The sequence below is a fragment of the Yoonia sp. GPGPB17 genome (genome assembly GCF_037892195.1).
Taxonomy (GTDB): Bacteria; Pseudomonadota; Alphaproteobacteria; order Rhodobacterales; family Rhodobacteraceae; genus Yoonia.
This window is the reverse complement of sequence record NZ_JATACI010000002.1, coordinates 3788166-3812309: the sequence shown is the minus strand read 5'-3', so window position 1 is coordinate 3812309 and position 24144 is coordinate 3788166. Positions and strand designations below refer to the sequence as shown.

The following is a 24144-nucleotide window of genomic DNA, read 5'->3' as shown; positions in this document are numbered from 1 at the left end:
ATAGCTAGGAATCTGCACTACGCGTGCTCACCTTAGTGAGGAACAATGACTTCTGCTAGTGCCCAATAGTTCTAGCGGTGCGTTAACGGCAAAGCGTGTGTGGTACAATCAGTTGCCCCTTATTTTATGGAGCAATCAACTATGACCTGGGTGAATTTTCAAACCGTCCGTGAGAACTTGGACGTATCCGCGGTGCTGTCGCACTACGGTTTTGATGTGAAACCAAACGGGCAGGATCAGGTTAAGATCTGCTGCCCGTTCCACGATGACCACAAGCCGTCATGTGGGCTCAATCTAAAGAAGGGCGTGTTCAACTGTTTTTCCTGTCAGGCAAAAGGCAACATCTTGGATTTTGTCGCTCGGATGGAAGGGTTTGATCCTGACCAGCCACGTGAACTGCGCAAGGCTGCCGTTCTGGCTTGTGAGCTCTTCAAAATTGATGGTGGATCGAAAGACGTACCAGCGGGTGACCAACCCAAAGCGAAGGCGCGAGGCACACAGACTGGGAAACGTCCAAAACGAACCGACACAGCCGCTGGCGGAAGGGCAGGTCCAACTCCCAGCTCAAAAGCTGAAACGACGTCTCAGGGCGCAAATTTGGGGTCTGAGGCAGATGTCATAAACCCACCGCTGACTTTTGAATTAAAGCTTGAACCGGAGCACTCGTTCTTGAGTGATCGCAGGATAACGAAAGAGCTCGTTCAGGAATTTGGTCTTGGCTTTGCCAAGCGTGGTTCAATGGCGGGGCGGATCTGCTTCCCCGTACACAACGAAGAGGGTGACCTGATCGCATACGCTGGTCGGTTGGCGTCTGACGATCAGGACGACGATAAACCGCGCTATCTCTTGCCCAAGGGGTTTGAAAAATCTTGTGTGCTTTATAACTTGAACCGTGTGATCGCGAAGCGAGAGCAATTGATCGTACAGGGTGAAGATGTCGGCGATGCCGTTGTCATCGTCGAAGGGTACTGGTCAGTGTTGCGACTGCACGCAGTAAGCGTGCCGGTCGTCGCGAGTTTCGGGGCCAGCTTGTCCCCTCAACAAGTCAGCCTGCTTGTTCAAGCAGGCTTCCGAAACGCAGTCTTGATCTTTGATGGCGACGAAGGCGGTCGCAAAGGAAGCGAGCAGGCGTTGCCAGTTCTGGCAACGCGCCTGTTTGCAAAAACCGTGTCGCTCGAAGATGGCGTTAAGCCGGATGAGATGAGCGACGAAATCGTAGCAGAGCTGCCCCGATATGTGCGTTAGCCATATCGCTGGGTTGCGATGAAACGGTGGGGTCTCCATGTGGAGACCCCTTTTCTTTTCCCGCGTGAGCGGGGGCGTTGGGTGCGCCGAGGTTCCTCGGCAAGGGCACCCAACTATTCGCCACCGATTGTCGAAGGTGCCAAAACCGCCGGTGGGTTCATCACCCGTGTTTTGGACTACGCAAAGCGGGATGCAGGCAAAGTCGAGCTGCTGGCGGAACGCTTTGAAATCCAAAGGGTGTTTGACCAAATTCAACAGACATTTGGGCCTCACGCAGATGCGGAAGGCATTCGACTGGACATCAAATGCACCTACGCGGAACTCACCTCCGATGCGCATCTGCTTTGGGAGGCCTTGTCCAACTTGGTTCAAAACGCCATCCGCCTCAGCGCCAAAGGTGAGTTGGTCAAGGTTCAAGCGTTGGAAACCGACGACGTGCTGGTCATCATGATCGCTGATCAAGTCGCCACTGGTTCCAACGTGATCGGGCAAGCTGGCTTTGGATTGGATATCGTCAAACAGATTGCGCAGCTTCTGGACGCACAGTTTGAGCTCCAACCCAATCGTGCCGAACTGCGATTTGCCAAGCAAGGTCATGAGCACGCCTGAGCTGCCGCGAAGAAAAAACACCAAAGAACTTTCCCCAGAAAAGTTTCTGGGGGAATTTTCCTAGGAAATTTCTGCAACCGAGGTCGATTTAGGGGATTTCCGCATCCCATCTAGGGGATATCCGCACACACGGCCCGCAAAAACTCTGCCAACTGTTTCCCCACAAAAATTTCTGTGGAGGGGAAAATGCCCAAAGGATTTTGGACAAGCGCCTATATCGGCGCGGTGGTGGCCATCAATTGGCTGTTCGTTGTGGTGCCCATGATACCCGTGTTGGAAACGATGTTCCCGCCGGTAATGCTGGTCGTGGGCTTTGTGTTTGTGTTTCGAGATTTCGCACAGCGGGAGATTGGGCATTGGGTCGTCATCGCCATGCTGGTTGCAAGTGGCATCAGCTACTTCATGTCAGCCCCGGTTGTGGCTCTGGCCAGTGTGACGGCTTTTCTGATCTCTGAAGCCATTGATTGGGCCGTTTACACGTTCACGCGCAAGCCATTGTCCCAACGCATTCTGCTGTCATCTGCCGTTGCTGTTCCGAAGTGTCGTATCTGAAAGCTCTAAAATATGTTTCCATTGTAATTTTCCTCATTAAAACAGCCTCTTGGCTTACTTAGACTCTGACGCCTTGGCGAAGGAAAATCATTATTCACGTGAAGGTTTTTTCAGGAAAATCAGTGTTTGGTTGGTTCGACCAGATAGTGGTCTGTATCTAGTGTAAAGCACGTGGGCCAAAGCGGGGTTTTCCAAAACACGCGATCCGCAAGCCGGTCTTCACTGACGCGGATTTCCTCGAGGAAACCCATCCAACACAGTGGGCGCAGCACCTCGGATGATAGGAACCAACGATGATCACGATGCTCCCGTTCAAAGGGGTCATCCGGCTCGTCCATCCCATATAGAGCTTTGACCAACTGCGGTTCCGTCATGCCCTCATGGGCTTCAACGTTGATGATGTTCAAAAAGTCCCGCCAATCCCCAGGTGCTTGAAAATCGATACGGCTCATCCGGCCATGATTGTAACGGAACAAAAACTGCTGGGTCAGTTCCCCAAATAGCTGCCCACGATGCTGCGCCAGCTGCTTGATACTTTTGGACAGCTGAAACTTGCCCTTCACGTGCCGACCCCATTTGGCAATGGTCATCACATCATGGATCACCATTACCGGCGGCACGTCCCATTCGTTTAGTACCTTTTGGACCCGCAGCAGTTTTTCCTCTGAATACGTAGGCCAGTTGAAATTCCGCGCACCCCAATGGGCAAACTTGCGATTGAACAGTTTGGTTTGGGTCAAGCCGACGCCGCCGTTTTCCTCAGCATATCGGATTGTCTGTTCCAACGCGTAGAGCAGCTTGGATCGGTCCAGCAGGGGGTCATCATCAGGGATGGGGTTGAGCTTGATCATGTTGGGAAACTGGCGCTAGCTTAACGGGGACGCAAGCAACCAATTCAAAGCGCATGGAAATCGAAATCACAGGGCAAGACGAGCTGATCATTAAACGGTTGTTGGAAACCGGGGCGTATTCGGATCGCGCTTCCGTTGTAAATGCGGCTTTGGAGGCACTGGAGCGACGCGAAAAGCAGACAGCTTTGGATGATGCAATCCAACGGGGTTTGGATAGTGGTGTGGATGAAAGCATCAGCTGGGCTGACTTAAAAGCAGAGGCCAAAACCAGCATGGACAAGTAAGAAAGAACTCGTGAGAACTTTCCGCAGAAAATTATTTGGCAGAATTTTCCCGGGAAAACCTACAGCACCTCAACCGCGCTTCGCTTTTGCTCATCCGAAACATCGATGTACCGTTGCGTGGTGGTCAGCTGTTTGTGTCCAGCAAGCTCCATAATTACTTTCGGCGAAATGCCAGCATGCGCCATGCGCGTGATGAACCAGCGCCGTCCACTGTGTGAGGACGCATCTTCAATCCCAGCGGCATCAAACACACGGGCAAAAGCTTGGACCATGCTGTTGGGCGTGAAGTGTCCACCCTTTTGGGACTCGATCACAGGCCGATCAGGTGCCCTCCAGCGATCCAGCTGCGCCCAGTAGGTGGAAAGCTCCTTCTGCAGCTTAGCGTTCAAGTGCACCTGCCGCGCTTCCTTTGCTTTGGTGTTCTCAGCTTTGAGGTAGAACATTGCTTTGGGTTTGAGGTCACGATCCAGCACATCCGCCCATTTTAGTGAGGCGATCTCGCCCACGCGCATGCCAGCGTAGTGGGAAAGCATAAGCATCAACCTGTTGCGCTTGCCGTTCTGCATGCTTGCGCAGATGGCCATCACGCGCTTCAGTTCCTCAGAAGATAACACTTTTGCCTGTTTCATCTATTCTCGCCAAATAATTGAAACATAACGTTTTCCTGACTGTGTGGGATTTTGTTATGTTGCCATCTGACGAGTAGAGCGACCGTTTTCTGGCGCTCAGTGTTTCCAACTGCTTAGGGCTGAACAGCAGGAAAATTATATTTTGTTATGTTGGGAGGAATTGGTGGTGAGATCGCATTTTTCCAATGCAGCCGTTCACACTGAGCGCGGCGGACTCAACAAATGAGCCCACAGTGCAAAATGCTGCGCCGTGTTCAAATGGCCGTGAAACGCGGAAAGCCGCCATTGGCCTTTGCAAGAGGGGCCCTGACCGGACGTTCGCCCATCTCTCTCAATGCTGCCGCGCGCCCCGCTAAAGCCGCCGTTCGCTGTTATCGGCGACAACAATACCGGCAACAAGCTTTCTGAACCAAGTCTGCATGCGGGATCGGTCTGCGCCACGTCCCCAAATCAGCTTCGATTGGACTGTTGGCACCTCAAACGGCAGTTCAAACAGTGTGACCGGAAGCTCCCTGTCCGCCTTGGCTGCCAAACGCCGTGGCAAGACCGCGATGACATTTGTCTCCACAACAAGCGGTGGGAGCGTCGCGAAGTTGGACACACTGACAGCCACATCGCGAGTCAGGCCTTTGGTTGCCAACACCTCGTCAATGATGCCTTTTCCATCCGATCGGTGCGAAAGAAGCGCGTGTTTGTGCGATAGGAAGCCGTCGAGTGTAACAGGTCCATTCAAGATGGGATGATCGAACCTGGCGATGCCTGCAAAGGGCTCCTCACACAGGACCTGATGATGAAACCGCGTAGGAATGTCGGAAATTGGCGAAAGCGCCAAGTCTGCGTGACCGGCATCCAAGTCGTCGGCGATCTGACCTCGAACCAGTCCCAGGGTCTTAAGACGGATGCCTGGCGCTGACTTTCGCAACGCGCGCACGATTTCTGGCACCACCGTCAATTCCATCAAGTCGCTCGTGAGAAGTGTGATCCCGCCTTCGTGAGTTTGGGGATCGAATGCGGTTGCAGCACTCAAGGCGTCTTCCGCAGCGATAATGGCGGCTCGTACATGGTGTGCGGCGTCCAAAGCCACTTGGGTCGGCATCATGCCACTGGGTGTTCGCACAAAAAGATCATCGTCAAAGAGGGCGCGGAGCCGAGAAAGTGCGTTGCTCATCGAGGGTTGCGCCAGGCCAATCCGTTCTCCGGCTTTGGTGACGCTGCGCTCAGCCATGACGGCGTCAAAAACCACCAGCAGGTTTAAATCTGTATTGCGAACATTCCTCATAGCAATGGAGCTTATGGGAAATATCAATTGGATCAATTCTTTAAGTTGTCGCTAACTTGATTGTGTCCGCCCCAAAGCAAGGAGATGATCGATGTCCGCAAACTGCCGATTTTTCATACAAACATTAACCGGAACTGCAGTCGCCCTGCTCATGAGCCTCTCAGTGACCGGCGCAGCCATTGCCGACGGGGATGAGCCAGCATGGGATGAGTTTTCATATGAACCCTATCCGCTGGCGCGGATTGCCGATGATACGAGCCGCTATGCTGAAGCCACTCCGCAAACCCTGAAGGTAAGCCAACATGGCGAAATCGAGTACCTCGGGTTTGGCGCGTTTGGCACGCATTGGTTTGTGGAAGCGGATGGGCCTGTCTGGCATTTCGTGACTGCAGGTGACCCGGCAGATGAAGTCGTGCTGATGGTCCACGGCTACCCCGACACATGGTGGGCCAACGCCGAGGTTATGGCTCTTTTGTCAGACGAGTATTACGTGATCGCGGTTGATGTCCTGGGCTATGGTCAGTCGGACAAGGGCCCTGAGGTGGACGTGAGCTATGCAGGCGCAGCAGGAAGCTTGGCTGCTCTGCTCGACAAAATTGGGGTCAGCGCCTTCAACCTCATAAGCCATGATCGCGGCACGATTGTGAGCGAAAACCTCCTCGCGATTGACGGCATGAGCGACCGTGTTTCCGCTTATGTGCGGATGCAACAATCGTTTGATAAGCCACACGGTTTGCCGCGTCCCCCTCACGCTGCGATGGCCTCGGTCGAGTTTCAAAGCCAAGAAAACCTCGCTGGCACAGCCTATTCGAGCAATTACGGGTCAGTTCACTTTCCAGAGCGGTTCCTTCAGCGCCTGAATTGGGAGTTTAGCTTTCCTGGTACACCAGAGGCGGCCGCGCGGACCTTTCAAGGCACCAGCTTTGACATCGAGCTCGCTTTCAGGATGGAAAACGTCATTCCAAAGATGACGATGCCTGTCCTTTTGATCCAAGGTACAGACGATCCCGGGCAAAAGGCGGAAGAGTACATGACATCGGCTGATCTGCTTCCAGATGCCCGTGTTGCCTTGGTCGCGGCGAACCACTTCCTGCATGCGGAAGATCCCCACATGGTTGCGGACCTTGCCCGAGAGCTCTTCAGCAGCGGCAATGCCAACCGACCAGACAGGGTCTTCTCGCACCCAGTGAACTTCCAGTTTCCCGCGAAGAACTGAGGTCGCCGATGCCCTACGTTTTCATGGCACTTAGGGTGCTTCTCACCGTGATTTTTGTTGCCGCTGGCGGCGCAAAATTGATCGGCGTCAGCATGATGGTCGAAACCTTTGATGCGATTGGTTGGGGGCAATGGTTCCGTTACCTCACCGCTTCTGTGGAACTGGGTGCCGCGGCAATGCTCTGGGTCCCTTTTCTGAGTGTTCTGGGGAGCAGCATGCTCTTTGCCACAATGATCTGTGGGGCGCTGTTCCACATCTTTGTCATTGGCCCGTCGGCGGTTCCGGCGCTTGTCCTGGCTGTCCTTTGCTGCATCCTGTTTTGGATCGACCGCGCAAGGCTTGAACTCTTCATGGCCCGGTTGGGTTTTGCTTAGTGCCAAGCCCCCGAACACCGGCGTCTCCAAACGCGCATCCGCTGCGCGTTTGGATCGGTTGCCTCGCACTAGCGCGGCGTTTCTCATCTCTGCATCGCCAACCGCAAAATGCGATCTCCACCCCATCACAAGAGGAGCTTTTATGTCCGCACGTAAATCCCTTTCCGCCGTTGCTGCCCTAGCGTTATCCGCAGGAGCCGCGACGGCTGATATGCCTCAATCATTTGGCATTCTTGAGTTTGGTCCAGACAACACCCTGTTTGTGGCCGATTCCGCCGGTGGCGCGATCCACGCCTACGCATTGCCCGGCGGCGGTGACGCGCCCGAACAGGATGCTGCCTTCAACCTCCTAGATGTCGATCAACTGGTGACCGAGACGCTCGGCGCCACCGGCCGCGTGATCTACAGCGATTTGGTTGTACACCCTGTGACGCGCGAGGCGTTCGTTTCTGCGACCACCACCGTCGACGGCGTTGAAACGGGCGCAGTTCTTGCCATCTCGCGCGATGGCACTGTGCGCACGCTGGATCTGGACGCTTACCCGTCGTCCAAGTTCACGCTTCAAGACACTGCCGATGCGGGCGTTACCTTCTGGCGCGATATTCCAGCGCCTTCGCTAACGGTCACTGACCTCGATTATGCAAACGGCGAACTCTTTGTATCAGGCGTTTCGACAGGCGAGTTTGCGTCTACCCTGCGCCGTGTACCGTTTCCCTTCGATGGGAACGCCACGTCCACCAGCATCGAGATTTATCACGCCGCACACAACCAAAACGAAACGCGCGCCCCAATACGAGCCATGGCAGTTGTCGATATCGATGGTACGTCGACCGCCGTTGCAGCCTATACCTGCACGCCGCTGGTGACGATCCCAGTGGGTGATTTGGCCGATGGGGCTCATGTGACCGGCAAAACGATCGCAGAACTTGGGTACGGTAACACGCCCCTTGATTTGATCTCGTTCTCGGCCGCCAACTTTCAGGGTCAGGTGTCGAGCTACGTCCTGGTGGTGAACCGGGAAATGGATGCAGACCTCATCACTCTTGAAAACCTGACTGCCGCCGCCGCTGGTCCGGGGATCACCGAGCCTGTACCGTATCTGGGGGCAACTTCGGGTGTGCAAACCGTGCCACTGCCGCTGTCAGGTGTCGTGCATATGGCCGACCAAGATGGTCAGTTCCTGCTCGCTCTGCGCCGGGATCTGGACACCGGCGCCATGGAGCTTGTGTCCTTCCGCAAGGGATCGTTCTTCCGCCTGAGCGACTTTATCAGCGAGTATAACTTCCCGGACTACGCCTATGCCGATGATGAGATGTCGAACGGCGTCCGTATGTTCCAGAACCTGTTGAAGTCTGACGAAGGCTTCCCGGGGCAAATTCGCCAGTGACATTCCGCGTTGGTCTCATCGTCGCCCTGCTTGGCGGGGCGACGACAGCAGTCGCGGCATGCCCTGAGCCTGAAGCAGGGCGCGTTGACATTTACCCCACCGCGCAGGTTCTGCCGGAAAACTTGCTGCGCGTTTACGTCTATTATCCCCGCGCCATGGCGACTTCTGCTGGGTTGTCAGACATTCGTTTGCTCGACGCCGATGGCACGCCCATGGACGGGGTATTTCTTCCCACGAGAGAAGACCTTTGGTCCCAAGATCGCCGCCGCCTGACGGTGCTGATGGACCCAGGCCGCGTGAAAACAGGATTGGATGCGAGCGAGGCTATGGGTCGCGCTCTCAGGTCTGGTCAGTCCTACACCCTTGAGGTTTCAGGTGGGTCGATGGACGTCGATGGCTGTGTGTTGGGCCAAAACACGACCTTCGCGTTTCAAGTAGGCCCCCAGACTTCGATCCACCAGATCCCAGCGAATGGGTGTTGAACACACCAAAGATCGGGTCGCGCGACCCTTTGAGCGTCAATCTTGGCAGTCCACACGACCACTTGTCTCTCGCATTTCGACTACGCGTTCTTGACGCCGAAGGATCGATTGTCCCTGGGCAAATCGGATTGAGCCCGGGCGAAGACGGTTGGCAATTCATACCGCGCGAAGCTTGGAAGGCTGAATCGTACAACCTGATAATCGAAGACAGCTTGGAAGACTTGGCCGGTAACCGACCTGGTGTTCTCTTCGACCGTCCATCTGGTCAGGCCCCGGAACCTTGGCTGGGTCGCCTGCCGTTCCGTCCGGGGGCTTAGGTGAGGATGGACTTCAGATGTGTGAGCATCGCTTGGACTTTGTCCGAGCGGTGCACATCAACGTGGGTCACCAGCCAGCTTTTGACCGTCCATTCAGGAAGCGCGGGTGATACTTGCTCCAATCCACCCGCACGTTCAGCAACCGATACTGGGATAAAGCCAATTCCGGCCCCATCTCGAACGGCGGTTTCGAGGACCTTTGCGTTGCTTGATTTCAGAACGATTTGTTCGGGATTTATGTTCTTAGCCAACCACGCTTCAAAGGGGGCGGCGCTCTCTTCCCCGGGATTGCCAACGAACCAATGACCCGAAAGATCCAGCAAATCCGGTCGCCCGTACCGATCAATATAGTCCGGATGCGCGAAGAGCGCGAAATCCAGCGTACAAAAGGGCTGGACCACATAGTCACCATGCGTGGGCTTGGCGCCCACACGCAACGCCACATGCGCCTCGGCGCGTTCCAAACTCAGAAGCTTGTTGCCGGTCGTGACCGTGACACGCGTCTTTGGGTGTCGACGACGAAAGTTCAAAATGGCAGGCAGTATAAAATCTGTGAACGGAAAGAGCGTGGTGACAATGACCTCTCCGGCCACATCGGCCTTTTGGACGCGCATACGTGCAAAAAAGTCCTCGAGCATCTCGTGGGAACGCTCCGCCACGGTCAGAAACTCTTGGCCCGCATCGGTCAGCTGGTACCCACGCCGATGACGCAAGAACAGACGCGTTCCCAGCGCGGCTTCAAGCGCGTCGATGTGGCGATTGACCGTCGCGCGGTGCACGCCCAGCTCTGCCGCAGCCTTGCTGACGGTACCCGCGGTCGCCACGCGATAGGCAGTATAAATTTCGGTCCAAAGATTCATCATGCGCCTCTCACGGTCGCATCTATGCACCCATACCCGCAAGTTAAGTCTCTGGTTGTCGCAGGAACGCGCATCCAATGCGCTTATCGAGACATTGAGGCAGCACAACCGAAAGATAGGCTGCGCGCCAGAAACTAAAGGAGCCGCAATGAAAGTTCTCGCGTTCGCTGCATCAAACAGCACCACATCCATCAACCGCGCCTTGGTCAGCTATGCAGCACAGCGGCTCCAAGCGCTGCATCCTACAGCCGACGTGACGTTCGTCGATATCAACGACTACGAAATGCCAATTTATTCGCCCGATCGCCAAAGGGCAGACGGCATTCATCCCCTGGCGCAAAGTCTCTTTAATGAAATCGGTGCCGCCGACGCGCTGATCGTCTCGTTCGCCGAATACAACGGCTTTGTCACCGCGGCTTGGAAGAACATCTACGACTGGATGAGCCGGATCGACCAGAAGGTCTGGCAGGACAAGCCGTTCGTCCTTTTGGCGGCAAGCCCCGGGCGGCGCGCGGGTGCAAATGTCCTGCAAACTCAGGAACTAACCGCACCTTTCTTTGGCATGGATATCAAAGGCAAATTTGGGGTCGGAAACTGGGCTGACGCTTGGGACGGTAGAACGCTCACACGAGACGAAGACCGTGATGGCATCGAGCAGGCTGTCTCCGGCCTACTTGCCTGATCCTCGACACGAATGAATAGGAAAGACGCTATGGACGGAAAACGGATTGCAGTCATCACGGGGTCAACGGGCGGCATTGGCGGGGCAATCGCCGATCAGCTCGCCGCATCCGGTTGGCACCTTGTTCTGGTCAACAGGAATGAAACCAAAGCTCAGGCGCAGAAGGCGGACTTGCAGGCGAACCATCCGAGCGTCGCAGTGGAGACCGTGACTGCCGATTTGATGGATGTGGAGCAGATCAAGGCAGCAGCTCAAACCATCGTTGGCTTGCATCCGAAAATCGATCTGCTCTTCAATAACTCAGGCGTTCTGACCTCTGAACGAGTGATGAGCGCGCAAGGGCACGAGTCAAACTATGCCGTCAACACGTTGGCGCCGTACGTCATGACACAAGGTTTACGCCCAGCCCTGCGGAGCCGAAACGCTACGGCGAAGTCCATGATCGTGAATACAACCTCATCCGCCCAAAACGCTGCAAAGTCTCTGGACACCACAACCCTTTCAGACCCGAAAGACATCGGGGGTCTAACTGGGGCGTATGCAACGACGAAGTTGGCGTTGACGACCATGGGGACCGCTTTGTCCTCAGAATTGGATGCCGATGGTATTATGGTCCGATCCGTTTGCCCGGGTCCGGTCGTGACGCCAATGACAAAAACTAGCGATGCGATGCCGGGCATCCTGAAACTGCTGGTGCCGCTGCTCTTCAAGTCTCCGGACAAGCAAGCAGCGAAGATGATCCATGCGGCTCAAATTGACAGCTATCGCAGCCAAACCGGCATCTACATTACGAACGGCAAGGAGAAGCCTTTGCCGAGCCTCGCCCAGGACGCCAGCGTTCAAGCCAAGTTGATGGCGAAGCTGTCGGAAGATTCCGGTTTTTAGCGTCAGCGTGCTTGGTCGCCGAAGAGTGCAGATTTGAAAAAGAAAGAGAGGATCCGTTTTGAAGTTAGTCCTAAAGATCGCCGTCACCGCTATCACCATCTTCTATGGTTTGGTTCCCGCGATAGCCGACCTGAATGAGACCCACCTGTTCAACCCTTTGTGGAGCGAACACGCCCGGTTTCACGGCGCCTGGTTCCTTGCATTCGCCGCAGGCATTGCATTGGTCGCGCTGTTTTTGACTTGGGTGCGCGATGATGTGTTTCTTCCCATCGCATTTGGCCTGATATTCGTAGCAGGTTTCTGGGTCGCGACGATCTTTGGTCCTGCTTATGGCGGGGCATTGGTCGATGAAAACGGCTATGTGCAGACTGTGCTCGGCTTGGATTCCAACATGTTCTTGTTTTCCGTTGTTGGGGTATTGCTGCTGATCCTCCTTGCCCTGGCCATGCGCGTTTCGCGGACAGACCAATGAACGACAGTAGATCACTAGTCGCGCTAGTGCTGGCGTTCGCCTTCCTATGGATTCCACTGGGACAGCACGACTTTCTCACACAAAACTGGATGAAAGTCGGAACGTTCATGGCGCCGTTCTTGGTCCTGATTGCCCTTTGTTTTTCAGACAAATCAACACGATTGGACGCCCGGGCCGTCTCTCTCGTCCTGCTGGTAACCTACATCATCCATCAATTCGAGGAGCACTGGATCGACATCTACGGGCGAACCTATGCCTTCAAACCAAACCTCAACGAGTTCCTGTCCGGTCTCTTGGGACTTTCAGATGTGCAAGAATTCATGTCCGACACATCGGTCTTCGTGATAAACACATCCTTGGTTTGGCTTGTGGCCGCCCTGGCGATCTGGCGCGGCTCGCAAAACGTGTTTGCCGCGCTCTGCATGGCCTCAATTGTGGTTGTAAACGCCGTAAGCCACATCGGTGCGGCATTGATCGCAAGAAGTTACAATCCAGGCTTGTTGACAGGCGTTGTGCTATTTCTTCCAGTGGGCATTGGGGCCTACGTTTGGCTAGGGCGTATCTCAAAGCCGCCCCTCAGGATCATTGCGGCAAGTCTCGCCTGGGGACTAATGGCTCATGTACTGATGATCAGCGGTGTCCTCGCAATGTCCCACTTCGACCAAATCCCGGAGGTCGCGTACTTTGTAGTGCTGATCGCGTGGTCTTTGCTGCCAGCTTTTGCACCCTGGCGCAGACGGGGTGATTAACCGCTCAGGGCAGCATTGGTTGCCCTTCTCGTGCTAGTGTCTGTCTAAGACGAATAGGACATTGGCAGGAGTGGTACACGCGATATCTCCGGTACGGCTCCATCGGATTGTCTGCTTTGGCAAAGTACTGCTTGCTTGAAAGCGAGTGCAGCGAACTTTCACTTTTCGTCGTTGCGGTTTTTCGCTGATCTCGCAAAGCGTGCAAAGCAACCTTTCGTTTTGAAACGGCCAAAGACCGCTTAGTCCGCATCGTGCCACTTCAGGCATCCTGCAGCGAAAGTCGGCTTAACCAAAGCCAGACAACAAGACTTAATTTAATCAAGTTTCTGAATCGGACTTCACCGAGGAAGAAGTCTCCAAAAATTTCCTAAGGAATCTTTCAGCGAAAATTCCGCTGGGAAAGTCTTACCGTAGGAGTGCTCAACAAATGAATTCGGTGGTCCGCGTGTCGATGCTAATATAGCACATCGCTAGCACAGTTCTTTTTTGACCCAACAATATCAACGGCTTAACCCATCATTACGCGCGTTGAAAATCCTCGTGTCGGTGGTTCGATTCCGCCCCCGGGCACCATTAAAATAAAACGAAATCAGTAACTTGCTGGATTTCTGCGTCGCAGCGCAAATCGCTGAAAACCCGAAAATACCCTATCACAGTGTTAGCACAGTTTGAAAAACACCTGTTAGCACAGTGCGTTGTGAGCGCCGCGCCGTGCACCTAGCACAGTTCTAGCACACCGCCCTAGCAACGCTCCTTGCCGTGCTTATGGTGCTTTGGGAGTGGCTTTATTGGGTTAGTGTGTTGATTTAATTGATTGAAATTTGTGGTTTTAGGCAAAGTGCGTAACACTAAGCGGCTGCTCAAAAAGGCTAGGGGCTAGTTTTGACTGTCAGGTTCAACGGCTTGGCTAAGAGCCTCCTTAAATGCCTGAACTAGAGTAGGAAAATCCGCAGACACTTTTCCCTCTGCCACCGCACAACGGCTTTCATCGGAAAGTAAGCCCGTACCTCGTGCCAATTCCCCTACAGTCCGCTCGATCAAACGCACTTGAGCATGTTCAAGGTTACTCTCGAGTGCGTTGAGCCAAACCGAGATTGCGGTGTCGTTCAGCCCCAGTAGCTTTGTGCAAGAAATTTGCTCAGAGAACAGGTTGGCAGAGCGAAGTGCCTCTCGTTCGATCCCAATTCGCTTGCTGAAGGCCCTCGTTCGACCAAACGCTTCGCTCATAGAACCATCCTTTCAATCGATCTGGCCCAAGACAGGCTATTGTGCAAAACCCTAGTCACATCAATGTCGAGCTCGGGAGGGGACGTGCCTCGTGTACTTGCATGCCGACATTGCGCCAAAAGTTTATATTCATTCAAAGAAATTGGCGGCTCCACCACCGGCAAATTGAACGGAGAAAATCTCCCAAAATCAACGCGCTCAGACAATGCACTTGAAGCCGTCATAGCTATGTTTCGAAGGCAGACATACGCCAAACCCATCTCATATACCAAGTTTTGAGGACTTGAGTTGATCTCTTCTTCAACGGTCGATAAGATTTCCGCCAACCCCTGAATATCCGTCATACAATTCAGATATGGAGCTGGCTCTCCGAACAGTTCGACAAGGGACGGAAATCCAACCAATGGAAAAGACTCGCGGTACAGATGCCAGGCGAACAAATCGCCGGTGGTGAAGAAATGCGTCATCTTTGCGTTTCCGTACCACGAGATCGAAGGCGGTTGTCGAAATTCTTGGGCAACTAGAGAGCGAACAATGGTTTCTGACTGGGTTCCTGCTCCGTCGCGACAAAGGACCAAGACATCAAGATCACTGAAAGCATCCGCGTTGCCACGACCGAATGACCCAAAAATGGCAATGCTCTGGATTCCTTGGTTCGACGTCATCGTCTTGATATCGTTCTAAAAATATACGCGACAAACATGCCACCAAAGATTAGCCGTAGGACCGCTATAACGGCATCGACACCGACTGACTGAGAGGGCGTTGGATTTTGTAAGGCACCCAATAAGTTCAAGAAGTTTTCCTTGGTGTATGTCACGAACCTTGAGACAGCTTCAATCACTGTCAAACTGGGGCTGCTAAGCACATCTGCGCCAACTGAGAAAACAGACAGTAATAAAATGCTAACAAGACACGCAATTGCTAGTCTCGAAATCTTCTCGCCGTGCCCCCAAAGCACCGAGCCTAACCAGAGGCTTAGTGCTCGTCCGCGTAGTTTGATCTTAGCAAAAAATGTGCCGTACTTTTTTCGATAGTATTCACCTTGGCCTTTTATGGCACGTCTCAAGTGTTCACGCTCTTGGTTCACCTCAAGAATCGTAAGGTCACGAACGGCTTTCATTTCGCCTTGTGTAACGGCATTTCTTCTCAATGCATGAAGGATCTCTTGGGCTACGTTGGGTCGGTCAGGCAGGTTTTTGACAACTTGAAGGTAGTCAACTGGAGTGTCTTCGATGGTCAAATAGTCGAAACTGCAGTTCTCAAAAGTAGCTGTTCTAAAGTTGCTGCGTCTAATCTTGGCACCAGTAAAATTGCAGTTTTCAAAGCGCGCGCCATGGAAGTAACAATCAGTCAATTCAGCATAACGGAAGTCGATTCCGGAAAACGTTGCGCCTTTCCCACTCGCGCGGTTCAAAAAGGCGTGTTTGAAATCCTTACTCGTTGAATTTGATATACTGCAATCTTCGAATATACGTCGCGTGAAGTACGCAACTCCTTCCACAATTTTGGGGGACTTTGAACGCTCAGAGGTATTGACCAACTCTCCCTCTACGACGGTCGGCAAATTTTCATCTGTTTTTGTCATGTATCTGCCCGCTGCCCACAAAGGTTTGTCATTGCAGTCTATGATCTACTGGGCAACCAAACAATGGCGCTATAACGAGCGACAAGTTTGCGAGCTCATACGCTGGAACCGCTTTCCAAGTCAGAATATTTCGATGCTGCTGCGCTACAAAGCAGTCACCAAGCTTTTAGCATTGTTCAACTTTTGACGCCCGCCACTCTTCGTTCGCCCTTTGAGCCAGATCGCCATAACGCAGCTGGACCCACGATAAGAGGTCCAAATGGCGTCACAGACAATCCAACGGATAGCCCAACTGAACGATGCTTTCCGCAAGGGCGATCCAACCGTGCCCGGGCAACGGTTTGTCACCGCCGGGGTGGTTCACTTGCTCCAACAGCTTGATCTGCCAACTGAGACGCTGATCCAAAGGGTTGCCCAGTTCGATGACTTCACCGAACACAACGACCCACACGGAGAGCATGACTTTGGCGCATTCGAGTTTCACGGGCATCAACTGTTTTGGAAGCTGGATTGCTATTACCAAGACTATGCTTTGGGTTCAGACGATCCCACCGACCTCGGTAAAACACGCCGGGTACTGACCATCATGCTGGCTCACGAATGGTGATCCGACCCTGTAAAAACTCCGAGAAACTTTCGTGAGGAAAGTTTTGGTGAGTTTTTTCTTTGGGTCCTTGACGACGGCTTGCCAGACTGAGTGAGCTGAACAAATAAAGAACGCTTCACGGATTGACTGGCTCTAGCCAAAGCAGCGTGACCAAAATTTTTAGGAATTATGCGACATCTACTAAGTAGGTTACCGAAAAATTTCAGAGGCTGTGATACTGGCTGTCTTGAAGTGTGTAAAACATCCAAAGGCTTGCTCAGTGATCGATTTGGAATCTAAGCTGAAACCTGCGCTAGCCAGATTCTAGCAACTCGAAGGCGTTGCGCAGTTGCTCTTCTGAGCGGAGGTATGGCGATGTCACATTTTACTTTTACACGGCTATCACTTGTAGGGGCTATCTTGGCTACCTTCAGCCAAGTTTTTACACTGCAAATAGGCAATGCGCTCGCGAGTTTCTTTGTTGCGGTTTGCCTTGGTCTGAATGAGCTCGCGCATTCTCCTAACCGGGCTTATGAGAAAGCAACCAATGCGTTAGGTATGTTTTTTGTCAATGCGTCGAGGGTTGCTAGAAGGTTAGTCTTTGCCATTGCGATTGGAGGATCGCTTCTTGTGATCGATCAGGTTTATGTCATTAACTTTCTGCCTATATTTGAACCACTAGACGATGTAATCAAACGCTTGTCAGTGGCTCTTGTTTGCGTAACTCTTGTTGTTTTTGCGTCTTCGGTTGTTGCCTTGAATACGTCTAGGGTTGCAGTAGCCGCTAAAGACACTGTTATGCGAAACTTTGAGCTCCATTTCTATTTCTCGGCTTTTCTTCTTATGATTTCTGGATGCTCACTCGTCCTAGGTTCTAGGGTTGAGGATATGATTCCAGGTACGCCTAGCTCTACAGGGATTACGCTGCCGGATTGGCCAACAAGCGTTTCGTGGTTCCTTTTTACAGTATCACTGATATCAATCGTTTGGGTGATCGCTGCATCAATGTGTATTTTCTCCAGAAGAGTGGAGCTTGCCGCTGGATCCTCTATCAAGGATTGGGCTGAAATCTCTCAATTGGATAGGGAAACTGATCCATCGGATCAAAACTGATTGTTTGCATGGTCGGACGAGTAAGGCCATTTAGGTATTTGGGGCCGAGTGCAATCCTACAAAACAGTCATGTTTAGCGATTTGGGGTTTTGCAAGACAGAACTAGCCGTATTCTTCCTGCAGCACCTGCCCCAGTTTCAACAGTAGGTGCAGCTGTCGATCATCCATCTGCGAGATCATGGTATTCAACTGCATGAGCAGGCGTTGGCGAGCATCTGATAACTCTGCATCGTCAACGTCGAAGAACTCCCGCATGGGTAGTCCCAACACGTTGGCAATGTCATACAGCGTGGAAAAATTGGGCGCAGTTTTGCCGCGCTCGATGTTGGAAATCGTCTCGAACGCTTTGTCTATGGCTTCCGCCAGCTGAGCCTGTGTGAGGCCCTTTTGTTGCCGTGCTGCTTTCACACGCAACCCGATGTTTTGCTTCAACTGCTTGCTCATAACGCGATTTATAAAGCCGTGTAAAGTTCTTGCCCATGTAATCAGGTTTCGCTTATTGCTGCTGAAGTCGGCTCTTAGAGCCGATTGTTGAATTCAAACCCGTCTTTGAACACCAAGGAGCAGCAGATGAAAACGTATGAAGCCCGTATCCGCACAGCTGATGGCAACTTCACCACCACAACCATTGATGCGCGGGACATGCTGCATGCGAAGCAACTTTTGGAGGCCCAGTTTGGCGCTGGCAAAGTCACCATAGTTGGTGAAATCCGCTGAATGGCCATTGTCGTTGGCCTCGTCGTTGCGCTGATCCTGCTGCTGGCTTTCAATCTGTTGGGTGCTGGCTTTCGCAATCCACGTTGGTTGTTCGTTGGGGCGTTGCTGATCTTTGCCCTCTACAAGTGTGGTTCCGACCAACTGGCTGAGGACAGCGCGGATGTGCTCGTAGTCGCTCAATATTCGGATCAATGTCCAGATCGCCACGTGCGGGTGACGATCCACAACGGTGGTGACACCGCGATTACCAACATGCGGTTCTCAGTCACCAGCTATCAGCCCAATCATTCCGAGCCCGTGGCAACACGGTACGAAACCACGGACCGTATCATTGGAGCGGACCAAGTGTGGAGCCATTGTTGGCGGGTTCTTCAACTCGACAATGTGGATGGCGCCTTACACCCATCACTGCGTTGGGAAGCCGAAATAACCGGCATCACGTTGGCACAATGACGGGCCAACCAAGTAGGAAAATCAAAATCTCATTTGGAGCATCATGAAACGCCTTTTGATCATTACCGCCGTCGCTGCCTTGGGTTTGGTTCAAACGGCCCTGGCGCAACCCACTGATCCCAACTGGCCACGAAGCCAATGGCATGACGACATGCGTTATGAACGCAACCAAGGCTTCACGCGCGATGGTTGGAACGGAAGCGGCACCAAACTGCCCCATCAGTTCAACATAGTTGGTGCACCATATCCTGTTCGTTACGGTGCGCATTCAGAGCGTTTTGAAATCCGCCCAACCGATGACAACGCGATGCGGGATTTGGGTGTCACCGGCGGCAATCGCAGCGAACTCACCCAACGACCAAGCAGGGAGAACCTGCGTATTGGCGAAGATGCTTGGTTCGGTTGGAGTTTCTATCATGAAAATCTGTTTGCTGCGTCACGCAGCTACGGTTGGTTTCCGATGCTGGGCCAATGGAAAACCGATCTGGATGCTCCACCTGTCATTGCCTTCACTCCTGCTTTCGATGGTGGGCCAGTGCGGGAGTACATGGGCATCCACCTCAACGATCTTTCCAGAGGAAAAGATGAGGAATGGATGGCTGAAAACAAGTTTGGTTACCCATGTACAAGGTTGTTCAATATTCGGATTTCCACGGGCAAGTGGATGGACATAGTGGTGAACACAAATTTCTCAGATGCCGATGATGGCTATCTCAACATTTGGATCAACGGCGAGAAGAAATGCAGCTATAAAGGTCCAATCGTGTCCACGCCCGTTGATCGCTTCACATCTTATGGATTTCGCAATCACGGCCCGCTGTTCAAACGAGGCTATTGGTCAGGCAGTCAAGGGTTTCCGACAAGATGGTTGGACAATCATCCTGATGAACCTATCCCAACATTTGTCGTGTATTTTGACGAATGGCGGCAAGGTCGGTCTCGTGAAGAAGTAGACATTCGTTTGATCGAAACAGCTGACGGTCCGCCAGTGGATTGAGCTCACGGCCACCGTTCGAAAAATTCAGAGAAACTTTCGTGACGAAAGTTCCGGTTTGTTCTTCGTGAGAAAATTTCGATGCGAACTTTCCGTGGGAAACTCTTTGAGAGTATTTTCCTGGGGAAAGGCCAATTTCTGGTTCAGCATATCTGGGTGCTGGCTCCAAATCCGCGAACCACAACGCATTGATTTCACTGAAGTCCAGATTCGAATTTCAAGTTCGTTGGTGCAACATGCCGTCATGGCCGCTTGAACTGGGCTCAGTGATTTCGCCGGTCCCACTGGGCTTTATAGCTTTCAGCTTTTTGGGTTTGACCTGCTGGAGCGAAGCTCATCCCAAAAGACGGATATTTGCGGGTTTGATCCTGCTTTGGCTGGGGGCCTACAAATCCGCTGATGTGTTCAATTTCTTTGAAACCTATTCCAGCCTGTGGTTTTTGCCCGCAGGGGTGACGCTTTCCATTGCTATGGTCGCGCCGGTTCGGTTCCTGTTGGCCCCGTTGGTGGCAAATTTGCTGCTGGCCATCCCTGTGATCTGCAGCGTTTTAGGCATTGAACACACAGGTTACCGTGATCCCATCCTGCACAGCTTTCGGCTGTTTGCGGTTTATGGCGGTGCGGGCCTGCTGCTGCGGCATGTGTTTGGCGTTCCCAGCAGGGGTTATGAACTCAGAGACCAAATTGTCATTTTGGTTGTGACAATTCTGGCCGCACTCATTGGCGCGCTGTCCGGGGTATCCTTGCATGCAGTGGTTGGCAATTTTCCTTGGTCAGTGGCCTGGGACATTTTGATGCCATGGGCCGTTGGGGATGCAATCGGTGCGTTCATCGTACCAGCGCTCTTGGTGCCGCTGCTGAAATCCCTGTTTGAACGCGAAACCAAGCTTGGTGAATTTCCCGATTGGAGCGTCATTGCCTTCCAAATCATAGTCATCCTGCTGGCCATGTTCGTTGCGTTTTGGGGCGCACAGCAGGCCTCCAGCTTGGGGCCGCTTTGGTATGTGATTTTGATCCCGCCAGTGTTCTTTGCTGTTCGCGGCGGTCTTCCATCCGCTGCGACAGCCACTGCATTAACCACGCTGTTAACTCCACCAACGGCTTATCTGCTTGGGTTTGAAGGCGACCGCGTGCCACTGCAATTTCTGCTGCTGGTGTCCGCTGGCATCAGTTTGATGATTGGTGCCGCCATTACGGATCGATTGCATGCGTTTGATGCCGTCAAACGCAGTGAGGAAAACTTGGAGCAGCAGGTGCATGATCGTACTGCTGAACTGCGCAAAGCTTATGAATTCCAGCAGCATTTGATGCGGTCGATTGGCCATGATTTGCGCCAGCCGGTTCAGTCCATAAATTTGATGATGCAAGGGCTGGTGCGTGAACACAAAGGCACGGCATCTTCTGTTCGTTTGGAACAGGCACGGGATATCAGTGAAACAGCTGGCGACTTTAAGTTAGAAGGATTTTTGTTCAGCACAACGGTGACATCACAGTGGAAGGCAAGCACTTGGACCAAAGCGGGGTTTTCCAGAAAACGCGATCCGCTAGTCGGTCTTCACTGACGCGGATTTCCTCGAGGAAACCCATCCAGCACAGTGGGCGCAGTACCTCGGAAGATAGGAACCAGCGATAATCGCGGTACTCCCGTTCAAATGGATCATTCGGCTCGTCCATCCCATACAGCGCCTTCACCAGCTGTGGTTCAGTCATGCCTTCATGGGCCTCAACGTTGATGATGTTCAAAAAGTCCCGCCAGTCCCCGGGTGCCTGGAAATCGATGCGGCTCATCCGGCCATGATTGTAGCGGAACAAAAACTGTTGGGTCAGTTCCCCAAAGAGCTGACCGCGATGCTGCGCCAGCTGCTTGACGCTTTTGGACAGCTGAAACTTGCCCTTCACGTGCCGACCCCATTTGGCAATGGTCATCACATCGTGGATCACCATCACCGGGGGCACGTCCCATTCGTTCAGAACCTTTTGAACCCGCAGCAGCTTTTCCTCTGAATACGTGGGCCAGTTGAAATTCCGCGCACCCCAATGGGCAAACTTGCGATTGAACAGCTTGGTTTGGGTCAAGCCGATGCCGCCGTTTTCCTCCGCATATCGGATCGTCTGTTCCAACGCGTAGAGCAACTTGGATTGGTCCAGCAGAGGGTCATCATCAGCTATGGGGTTGAGTTTGATCATCTGTGGTGTCCTGCGTTGCAACGATACGCAGCATAGCCAAACACTTGATCCGCACCAGCCTCAATACTAGTATCTGCTATAAGTTACCGGAGGCCATCATGCCCAAGACAACATCGTTCATCCTCGGTGAGCATTTTGACAGCTTTGTCGCCACACAGGTGGAGGCGGGTCGCTATGCATCGGCAAGCGAAGTGATCCGCGAGGGCCTGCGGCTCGTTGAAGATCGCGACAGGCAAATGGACGCTTTAGATGCTGCGATCCAAGTTGGTTTGGATAGCGGGGTGGACGAGGACTTCTCATGGGATGCAGTTAGGGCCGAAGGCAAGGCACTGGCAAAACAGATCAAAGAAACCTGACCGTTGCTACATCTTAGACTTACGCGCGCTGCACGTGCTGATCTGCGCGAAATCTACGCTTACACATATGTGGAGTGGGGTGAGCAACAAGCTGACAGCTACTTGGATGGTTTGGAGCAGGCAATGGATCGTGTGGCCAAAGGTTTGGCTACGATCCGTCCTTTGCAATCCAAGCATCCAAACATGCTGAAACTGAAACAGGGGCGGCATCTGATTGTGCTGCGGGAAATTGGTGACGATCAAATCTTGGTTATCCGTGTGCTGCATGAACGGATGGACATAGACGCTCATATTGGCGGCCAGTAAGCAACGAATTTCCCCGGAAATAATTGGTGGAGACTTTCCGCAGAAAAGTTCTCAACAGAATTTTCCCAAGTAGACCTACAGAGCCTCCACCGCGCTGCGCTTTTGCTCATCTGACACATCAATGTAGCGTTGCGTCGTTGTAAGCTGTTTGTGCCCAGCCAGCTCCATGATCACCTTTGGCGAAATGCCAGCATGTGCCATGCGCGTAATGAACCAGCGCCGCCCACTGTGTGAACACCAATACCTCTTTAAGTTCATCGTCGACAACGAAGCAAACAACGCCTTTTCCAGCGGTAGGGATTGCCCGGAGGCCGGGTGCGATGTGGTCTCTGATTGAACCCACATGTGGGACCCGCCGCAGTTTTCCTATCGTTTCTTCAATTTCGCCGACCTTCCGCAATGCAATAGCGGCACCCGCATATTCGGCAATCAGCAAAGCGATGGAGATCAGATCTTCAGCCAGTAGAGGATGGCGCACAATTCGATAGGGACTCATTCCGTTTTGGACAGTCGTTGCCGAATGTCATCGAACATTGTGTCGTTTTCGTCCATTTCGATGAACTCAGATCGTGGCGTTTGCAATCGAGCCCTAACTGCCTCAGTCATCCCGGCGAGTACCGCCTCCCGCTCTTGTTCTTCCTGCATCAAACGTTCGATGCCTTGTGCGACCAAGCTGCTTACTGATGCACAAGAACCTTCTTGCACTTTTTGCTTTGCGAATTGGTGGTGACGTTCTGTAAAGCTAACGGCGGTTTTGATGGTCATGATACGAAGCTCCTGGCGCCTGGTAACACTAAGTAACACAGGCCGCCGTGGATTTCAACGTGGTCCGCGTGTTCATGACCCCATTAGCACACCGCTAGCACAGCGTGATTTCGTACCAACTATATCAATGACTTAGCCTACCATGACGCGCATTGAAAATCCTCGTATCGGTGGTTCGATTCCGCCCCCAGCACCAATTAACAAACTGATATATTTGCTTTTAGGGCAACCGCTCAACCTTCGGATACGCGAACCTAGCGAATACTGCCACGCCTCACCATCATTGTCTGCGCCAACAGCAGCCAACACAAGCTTATGTTGGTCAATTTAGTCTTTGGACGACGCTGAGCATTGGTTTGGTTAGGATCTTCCAAGAACGGCAGCCAAACAGCAAGCTCTCCGACGATCGTTGCACCATACATTCTGTGGGGCGATCCTACCGACAATCGTTATTGCTAGGAAGGGATGGTGCTGCAGGGGAGGATTGAACTCCCGACCTCATCCTTACCAAGGATGCGCTCTACCACTGAGCTACTGCAGCAATCTGCACTTTTCAGGCTTTCACCCACGGGCAGTGTCAACCCGTTACCTTCCGAACCATAACAGCGTGCCGCAAACAACACACCAATTTTTGACCCCCAGACGCACCCCTGAAGACCTAAGCCGCTGAAAACTCGGCGTAAAACGGCCCTGGAAACCCTTACCAAGAGTTTGCTCTACCACTGAGTTACCACAGCATCCGGTGATGCGGGGATTAGACCCAATCGCCCTTTGGTGCAAGCCCTCTCTGGACGGTTTTTCCTTTGATTGGTAAGACCGCTGCCATGAACGGCAAAGACCAACAAAACAAAACAGGCAAGACTGCAGTGACCCGCGAGGATCGCTTGAAGGCAGCCCTCAAGGCCAATATGGCCAAACGCAAGGCACAAGCGCGCGCGCGTGCCGCCGCCCCAGAAAAAGAACAGAAAGAGTAGGCAGG

General features: G+C 53.0%; 32 protein-coding genes, 1 tRNA gene and 1 pseudogene. 21 read left to right on the top strand and 13 right to left on the bottom strand.

Annotation, left to right across the window (positions count from 1 at the left end; translation table 11 throughout):
• Positions 1–141 precede the first annotated feature (141 nt).
• The 3 genes from QTO30_RS20160 to QTO30_RS20150 all read left to right on the top strand — a co-directional run bounded on the left by QTO30_RS20160 (position 142) and on the right by QTO30_RS20150 (position 2406).
• The gene (locus tag QTO30_RS20160) at positions 142–1245 is read left to right on the top strand and encodes a CHC2 zinc finger domain-containing protein (protein ID WP_340425813.1); all 1104 of its coding nucleotides are present in this window, start codon (positions 142–144) and stop codon (positions 1243–1245) included.
• Positions 1246–1326: 81 nt separating this feature from the next.
• Positions 1327–1854 (top strand): sensor histidine kinase, encoded by a 528-nt coding sequence (locus QTO30_RS20155; RefSeq protein ID WP_340425812.1) that lies wholly within the window; start codon positions 1327–1329, stop codon positions 1852–1854.
• 186 nt (positions 1855–2040) lie between these two features.
• Entirely contained in the window at positions 2041–2406 is a 366-nt protein-coding gene (locus QTO30_RS20150; protein WP_340425810.1) for a hypothetical protein, read from the top strand.
• A 119-nt stretch (positions 2407–2525) separates the two neighbouring features.
• Here QTO30_RS20150 and QTO30_RS20145 read toward each other — a convergent pair whose 3' ends face one another.
• Positions 2526–3257 carry a hypothetical protein gene (locus tag QTO30_RS20145; RefSeq protein ID WP_340425808.1) on the bottom strand — a complete coding sequence of 244 codons (732 nt, stop codon included), beginning with the start codon at positions 3255–3257 and terminating at the stop codon, positions 2526–2528.
• A gap of 53 nt (positions 3258–3310) precedes the next feature.
• On the opposite strand from QTO30_RS20145, the gene QTO30_RS20140 reads away from it, so the two are divergent.
• A complete protein-coding gene (locus QTO30_RS20140; RefSeq protein WP_340425807.1) occupies positions 3311–3541 on the top strand; it encodes a hypothetical protein in 231 nt (76 codons plus the stop codon).
• A 59-nt stretch (positions 3542–3600) separates the two neighbouring features.
• Here the strand turns inward: QTO30_RS20140 and QTO30_RS20135 are convergent, their stop codons facing one another.
• Together QTO30_RS20135 and QTO30_RS20130 are read right to left on the bottom strand one after the other, a co-directional pair.
• The gene (locus QTO30_RS20135; RefSeq protein WP_147124209.1) at positions 3601–4170 is read right to left on the bottom strand and encodes a tyrosine-type recombinase/integrase; all 570 of its coding nucleotides are present in this window, start codon (positions 4168–4170) and stop codon (positions 3601–3603) included.
• Between the two features lie 352 nt (positions 4171–4522).
• A complete protein-coding gene (locus QTO30_RS20130; RefSeq protein ID WP_340425804.1) occupies positions 4523–5449 on the bottom strand; it encodes a LysR family transcriptional regulator in 927 nt (308 codons plus the stop codon).
• 163 nt (positions 5450–5612) lie between these two features.
• On the opposite strand from QTO30_RS20130, the gene QTO30_RS20125 reads away from it, so the two are divergent.
• From QTO30_RS20125 to QTO30_RS20110, 4 genes are all read left to right on the top strand, one after another.
• Positions 5613–6665 (top strand): alpha/beta fold hydrolase, encoded by a 1053-nt coding sequence (locus QTO30_RS20125; protein WP_340425803.1) that lies wholly within the window; start codon positions 5613–5615, stop codon positions 6663–6665.
• An 8-nt stretch (positions 6666–6673) separates the two neighbouring features.
• Positions 6674–7039, top strand: a complete 366-nt coding sequence (locus QTO30_RS20120) for a DoxX family protein (protein WP_340425802.1) — start codon at positions 6674–6676, stop codon at positions 7037–7039.
• Positions 7040–7181: 142 nt separating this feature from the next.
• Positions 7182–8426, top strand: a complete 1245-nt coding sequence (locus tag QTO30_RS20115) for a hypothetical protein (protein WP_340425801.1) — start codon at positions 7182–7184, stop codon at positions 8424–8426.
• Entirely contained in the window at positions 8423–8908 is a 486-nt protein-coding gene (locus QTO30_RS20110; RefSeq protein ID WP_340425800.1) for a hypothetical protein, read from the top strand. Before QTO30_RS20115 ends, QTO30_RS20110 begins: the two co-directional genes overlap by 4 nt.
• Before the next feature lie 313 nt (positions 8909–9221).
• On the opposite strand, the gene QTO30_RS20105 is transcribed toward QTO30_RS20110, so the two are convergent.
• Positions 9222–10088 carry a LysR family transcriptional regulator gene (locus QTO30_RS20105; RefSeq protein WP_340425799.1) on the bottom strand — a complete coding sequence of 289 codons (867 nt, stop codon included), beginning with the start codon at positions 10086–10088 and terminating at the stop codon, positions 9222–9224.
• Positions 10089–10233: 145 nt separating this feature from the next.
• Here QTO30_RS20105 and QTO30_RS20100 point away from each other — a divergent pair, with 145 nt between their 5' ends.
• The 4 genes from QTO30_RS20100 to QTO30_RS20085 are packed head-to-tail and all read left to right on the top strand — an operon-like array spanning position 10234 to position 12873.
• The gene (locus QTO30_RS20100; RefSeq protein ID WP_340425798.1) at positions 10234–10767 is read left to right on the top strand and encodes an NADPH-dependent FMN reductase; all 534 of its coding nucleotides are present in this window, start codon (positions 10234–10236) and stop codon (positions 10765–10767) included.
• A gap of 12 nt (positions 10768–10779) precedes the next feature.
• Positions 10780–11652 carry an SDR family NAD(P)-dependent oxidoreductase gene (locus tag QTO30_RS20095; protein WP_340425797.1) on the top strand — a complete coding sequence of 291 codons (873 nt, stop codon included), beginning with the start codon at positions 10780–10782 and terminating at the stop codon, positions 11650–11652.
• Positions 11653–11710: 58 nt separating this feature from the next.
• Positions 11711–12124: a DUF6640 family protein gene (locus QTO30_RS20090; RefSeq protein WP_340425796.1), complete on the top strand. Its 414-nt coding sequence runs from the start codon at positions 11711–11713 to the stop codon at positions 12122–12124.
• Entirely contained in the window at positions 12121–12873 is a 753-nt protein-coding gene (locus QTO30_RS20085; RefSeq protein ID WP_340425794.1) for an HXXEE domain-containing protein, read from the top strand. Before QTO30_RS20090 ends, QTO30_RS20085 begins: the two co-directional genes overlap by 4 nt.
• 876 nt (positions 12874–13749) lie before the next feature.
• Here the strand turns inward: QTO30_RS20085 and QTO30_RS20080 are convergent.
• The 4 genes and pseudogenes from QTO30_RS20080 to QTO30_RS20070 form a co-directional block, all read right to left on the bottom strand.
• Positions 13750–14100, bottom strand: coding sequence for a hypothetical protein (locus tag QTO30_RS20080; RefSeq protein WP_340425793.1), 351 nt, complete (start codon positions 14098–14100; stop codon positions 13750–13752).
• Positions 14097–14567 carry a hypothetical protein gene (locus QTO30_RS20075; RefSeq protein WP_340425792.1) on the bottom strand — a complete coding sequence of 157 codons (471 nt, stop codon included), beginning with the start codon at positions 14565–14567 and terminating at the stop codon, positions 14097–14099. Before QTO30_RS20075 ends, QTO30_RS20080 begins: the two co-directional genes overlap by 4 nt.
• Before the next feature lie 99 nt (positions 14568–14666).
• A pseudogene (locus QTO30_RS22165) lies at positions 14667–14765 on the bottom strand (nucleotidyltransferase domain-containing protein); the annotation flags it as partial.
• Complete coding sequence (locus QTO30_RS20070) at positions 14762–15688, bottom strand: pentapeptide repeat-containing protein (protein ID WP_340425791.1); 927 nt, start codon at positions 15686–15688, stop codon at positions 14762–14764. The pseudogene QTO30_RS22165 and the gene QTO30_RS20070, both read right to left, overlap by 4 nt.
• Before the next feature lie 259 nt (positions 15689–15947).
• Between QTO30_RS20070 and QTO30_RS20065 the strand changes: the two genes are divergently transcribed.
• Both QTO30_RS20065 and QTO30_RS20060 read left to right on the top strand, forming a co-directional pair.
• Positions 15948–16295, top strand: a complete 348-nt coding sequence (locus QTO30_RS20065; protein WP_340425790.1) for a DUF3768 domain-containing protein — start codon at positions 15948–15950, stop codon at positions 16293–16295.
• A 354-nt stretch (positions 16296–16649) separates the two neighbouring features.
• Entirely contained in the window at positions 16650–17387 is a 738-nt protein-coding gene (locus QTO30_RS20060) for a hypothetical protein (RefSeq protein WP_340425789.1), read from the top strand.
• Positions 17388–17489: 102 nt separating this feature from the next.
• Here QTO30_RS20060 and QTO30_RS20055 read toward each other — a convergent pair whose 3' ends face one another.
• The gene (locus QTO30_RS20055) at positions 17490–17819 is read right to left on the bottom strand and encodes a helix-turn-helix transcriptional regulator (protein ID WP_340425788.1); all 330 of its coding nucleotides are present in this window, start codon (positions 17817–17819) and stop codon (positions 17490–17492) included.
• Between the two features lie 138 nt (positions 17820–17957).
• On the opposite strand from QTO30_RS20055, the gene QTO30_RS20050 reads away from it, so the two are divergent.
• The 4 genes from QTO30_RS20050 to QTO30_RS20035 all read left to right on the top strand — a co-directional run bounded on the left by QTO30_RS20050 (position 17958) and on the right by QTO30_RS20035 (position 21113).
• Positions 17958–18104 (top strand): hypothetical protein, encoded by a 147-nt coding sequence (locus QTO30_RS20050; protein WP_340421701.1) that lies wholly within the window; start codon positions 17958–17960, stop codon positions 18102–18104.
• Entirely contained in the window at positions 18105–18557 is a 453-nt protein-coding gene (locus QTO30_RS20045; RefSeq protein WP_340421700.1) for a hypothetical protein, read from the top strand.
• A 43-nt stretch (positions 18558–18600) separates the two neighbouring features.
• Positions 18601–19554 carry a heparin lyase I family protein gene (locus QTO30_RS20040; protein ID WP_340421698.1) on the top strand — a complete coding sequence of 318 codons (954 nt, stop codon included), beginning with the start codon at positions 18601–18603 and terminating at the stop codon, positions 19552–19554.
• Positions 19555–19787: 233 nt separating this feature from the next.
• Positions 19788–21113 (top strand): hypothetical protein, encoded by a 1326-nt coding sequence (locus tag QTO30_RS20035; protein ID WP_340425787.1) that lies wholly within the window; start codon positions 19788–19790, stop codon positions 21111–21113.
• On the opposite strand, the gene QTO30_RS20030 is transcribed toward QTO30_RS20035, so the two are convergent.
• Entirely contained in the window at positions 21022–21738 is a 717-nt protein-coding gene (locus tag QTO30_RS20030; protein ID WP_340425786.1) for a hypothetical protein, read from the bottom strand. The genes QTO30_RS20035 and QTO30_RS20030 overlap by 92 nt on opposite strands.
• Before the next feature lie 98 nt (positions 21739–21836).
• Between QTO30_RS20030 and QTO30_RS20025 the strand changes: the two genes are divergently transcribed.
• Positions 21837–22094: a type II toxin-antitoxin system ParD family antitoxin gene (locus QTO30_RS20025; protein WP_340425785.1), complete on the top strand. Its 258-nt coding sequence runs from the start codon at positions 21837–21839 to the stop codon at positions 22092–22094.
• A 3-nt stretch (positions 22095–22097) separates the two neighbouring features.
• Positions 22098–22400: a type II toxin-antitoxin system RelE/ParE family toxin gene (locus QTO30_RS20020; RefSeq protein WP_340425784.1), complete on the top strand. Its 303-nt coding sequence runs from the start codon at positions 22098–22100 to the stop codon at positions 22398–22400.
• A gap of 75 nt (positions 22401–22475) precedes the next feature.
• Here the strand turns inward: QTO30_RS20020 and QTO30_RS20015 are convergent, their stop codons facing one another.
• The 3 genes from QTO30_RS20015 to QTO30_RS20005 form a co-directional block, all read right to left on the bottom strand.
• Positions 22476–22658, bottom strand: a complete 183-nt coding sequence (locus tag QTO30_RS20015; RefSeq protein WP_340425986.1) for a site-specific integrase — start codon at positions 22656–22658, stop codon at positions 22476–22478.
• 234 nt (positions 22659–22892) lie between these two features.
• Positions 22893–23165, bottom strand: a complete 273-nt coding sequence (locus tag QTO30_RS20010) for a hypothetical protein (protein WP_076618640.1) — start codon at positions 23163–23165, stop codon at positions 22893–22895.
• Between the two features lie 466 nt (positions 23166–23631).
• Positions 23632–23706, bottom strand: a tRNA-Thr gene (locus tag QTO30_RS20005).
• Positions 23707–23989: 283 nt separating this feature from the next.
• Between QTO30_RS20005 and QTO30_RS20000 the strand changes: the two genes are divergently transcribed.
• Positions 23990–24139, top strand: a complete 150-nt coding sequence (locus QTO30_RS20000) for a hypothetical protein (protein ID WP_340425782.1) — start codon at positions 23990–23992, stop codon at positions 24137–24139.
• Positions 24140–24144 lie beyond the last annotated feature (5 nt).

What these genes read in the sequence shown, in the direction of transcription:
- QTO30_RS20025 (WP_340425785.1), top strand. Translation starts at nt 21,837, where the DNA reads ATGCCCAAGACAACATCGTTCATCCTCGGTGAGCATTTTGACAGCTTT.
- QTO30_RS20060 (WP_340425789.1), top strand. Translation starts at nt 16,650, where the DNA reads ATGTCACATTTTACTTTTACACGGCTATCACTTGTAGGGGCTATCTTG.
- QTO30_RS20035 (WP_340425787.1), top strand. Translation starts at nt 19,788, where the DNA reads ATGCCGTCATGGCCGCTTGAACTGGGCTCAGTGATTTCGCCGGTCCCA.
- QTO30_RS20010 (WP_076618640.1), bottom strand. Translation starts at nt 23,165, where the DNA reads ATGACCATCAAAACCGCCGTTAGCTTTACAGAACGTCACCACCAATTC.
- QTO30_RS20140 (WP_340425807.1), top strand. Translation starts at nt 3,311, where the DNA reads ATGGAAATCGAAATCACAGGGCAAGACGAGCTGATCATTAAACGGTTG.
- QTO30_RS20075 (WP_340425792.1), bottom strand. Translation starts at nt 14,567, where the DNA reads ATGACGCATTTCTTCACCACCGGCGATTTGTTCGCCTGGCATCTGTAC.
- QTO30_RS20100 (WP_340425798.1), top strand. Translation starts at nt 10,234, where the DNA reads ATGAAAGTTCTCGCGTTCGCTGCATCAAACAGCACCACATCCATCAAC.
- QTO30_RS20000 (WP_340425782.1), top strand. Translation starts at nt 23,990, where the DNA reads ATGAACGGCAAAGACCAACAAAACAAAACAGGCAAGACTGCAGTGACC.
- QTO30_RS20050 (WP_340421701.1), top strand. Translation starts at nt 17,958, where the DNA reads ATGAAAACGTATGAAGCCCGTATCCGCACAGCTGATGGCAACTTCACC.
- QTO30_RS20115 (WP_340425801.1), top strand. Translation starts at nt 7,182, where the DNA reads ATGTCCGCACGTAAATCCCTTTCCGCCGTTGCTGCCCTAGCGTTATCC.
- QTO30_RS20040 (WP_340421698.1), top strand. Translation starts at nt 18,601, where the DNA reads ATGAAACGCCTTTTGATCATTACCGCCGTCGCTGCCTTGGGTTTGGTT.
- QTO30_RS20015 (WP_340425986.1), bottom strand. Translation starts at nt 22,658, where the DNA reads ATGAACTTAAAGAGGTATTGGTGTTCACACAGTGGGCGGCGCTGGTTC.
- QTO30_RS20095 (WP_340425797.1), top strand. Translation starts at nt 10,780, where the DNA reads ATGAATAGGAAAGACGCTATGGACGGAAAACGGATTGCAGTCATCACG.
- QTO30_RS20065 (WP_340425790.1), top strand. Translation starts at nt 15,948, where the DNA reads ATGGCGTCACAGACAATCCAACGGATAGCCCAACTGAACGATGCTTTC.
- QTO30_RS20030 (WP_340425786.1), bottom strand. Translation starts at nt 21,738, where the DNA reads ATGATCAAACTCAACCCCATAGCTGATGATGACCCTCTGCTGGACCAA.
- QTO30_RS20150 (WP_340425810.1), top strand. Translation starts at nt 2,041, where the DNA reads ATGCCCAAAGGATTTTGGACAAGCGCCTATATCGGCGCGGTGGTGGCC.
- QTO30_RS20160 (WP_340425813.1), top strand. Translation starts at nt 142, where the DNA reads ATGACCTGGGTGAATTTTCAAACCGTCCGTGAGAACTTGGACGTATCC.
- QTO30_RS20130 (WP_340425804.1), bottom strand. Translation starts at nt 5,449, where the DNA reads ATGAGGAATGTTCGCAATACAGATTTAAACCTGCTGGTGGTTTTTGAC.
- QTO30_RS20135 (WP_147124209.1), bottom strand. Translation starts at nt 4,170, where the DNA reads ATGAAACAGGCAAAAGTGTTATCTTCTGAGGAACTGAAGCGCGTGATG.
- QTO30_RS20120 (WP_340425802.1), top strand. Translation starts at nt 6,674, where the DNA reads ATGCCCTACGTTTTCATGGCACTTAGGGTGCTTCTCACCGTGATTTTT.
- QTO30_RS20145 (WP_340425808.1), bottom strand. Translation starts at nt 3,257, where the DNA reads ATGATCAAGCTCAACCCCATCCCTGATGATGACCCCCTGCTGGACCGA.
- QTO30_RS20085 (WP_340425794.1), top strand. Translation starts at nt 12,121, where the DNA reads ATGAACGACAGTAGATCACTAGTCGCGCTAGTGCTGGCGTTCGCCTTC.
- QTO30_RS20105 (WP_340425799.1), bottom strand. Translation starts at nt 10,088, where the DNA reads ATGATGAATCTTTGGACCGAAATTTATACTGCCTATCGCGTGGCGACC.
- QTO30_RS20080 (WP_340425793.1), bottom strand. Translation starts at nt 14,100, where the DNA reads ATGAGCGAAGCGTTTGGTCGAACGAGGGCCTTCAGCAAGCGAATTGGG.
- QTO30_RS20070 (WP_340425791.1), bottom strand. Translation starts at nt 15,688, where the DNA reads ATGACAAAAACAGATGAAAATTTGCCGACCGTCGTAGAGGGAGAGTTG.
- QTO30_RS20045 (WP_340421700.1), top strand. Translation starts at nt 18,105, where the DNA reads ATGGCCATTGTCGTTGGCCTCGTCGTTGCGCTGATCCTGCTGCTGGCT.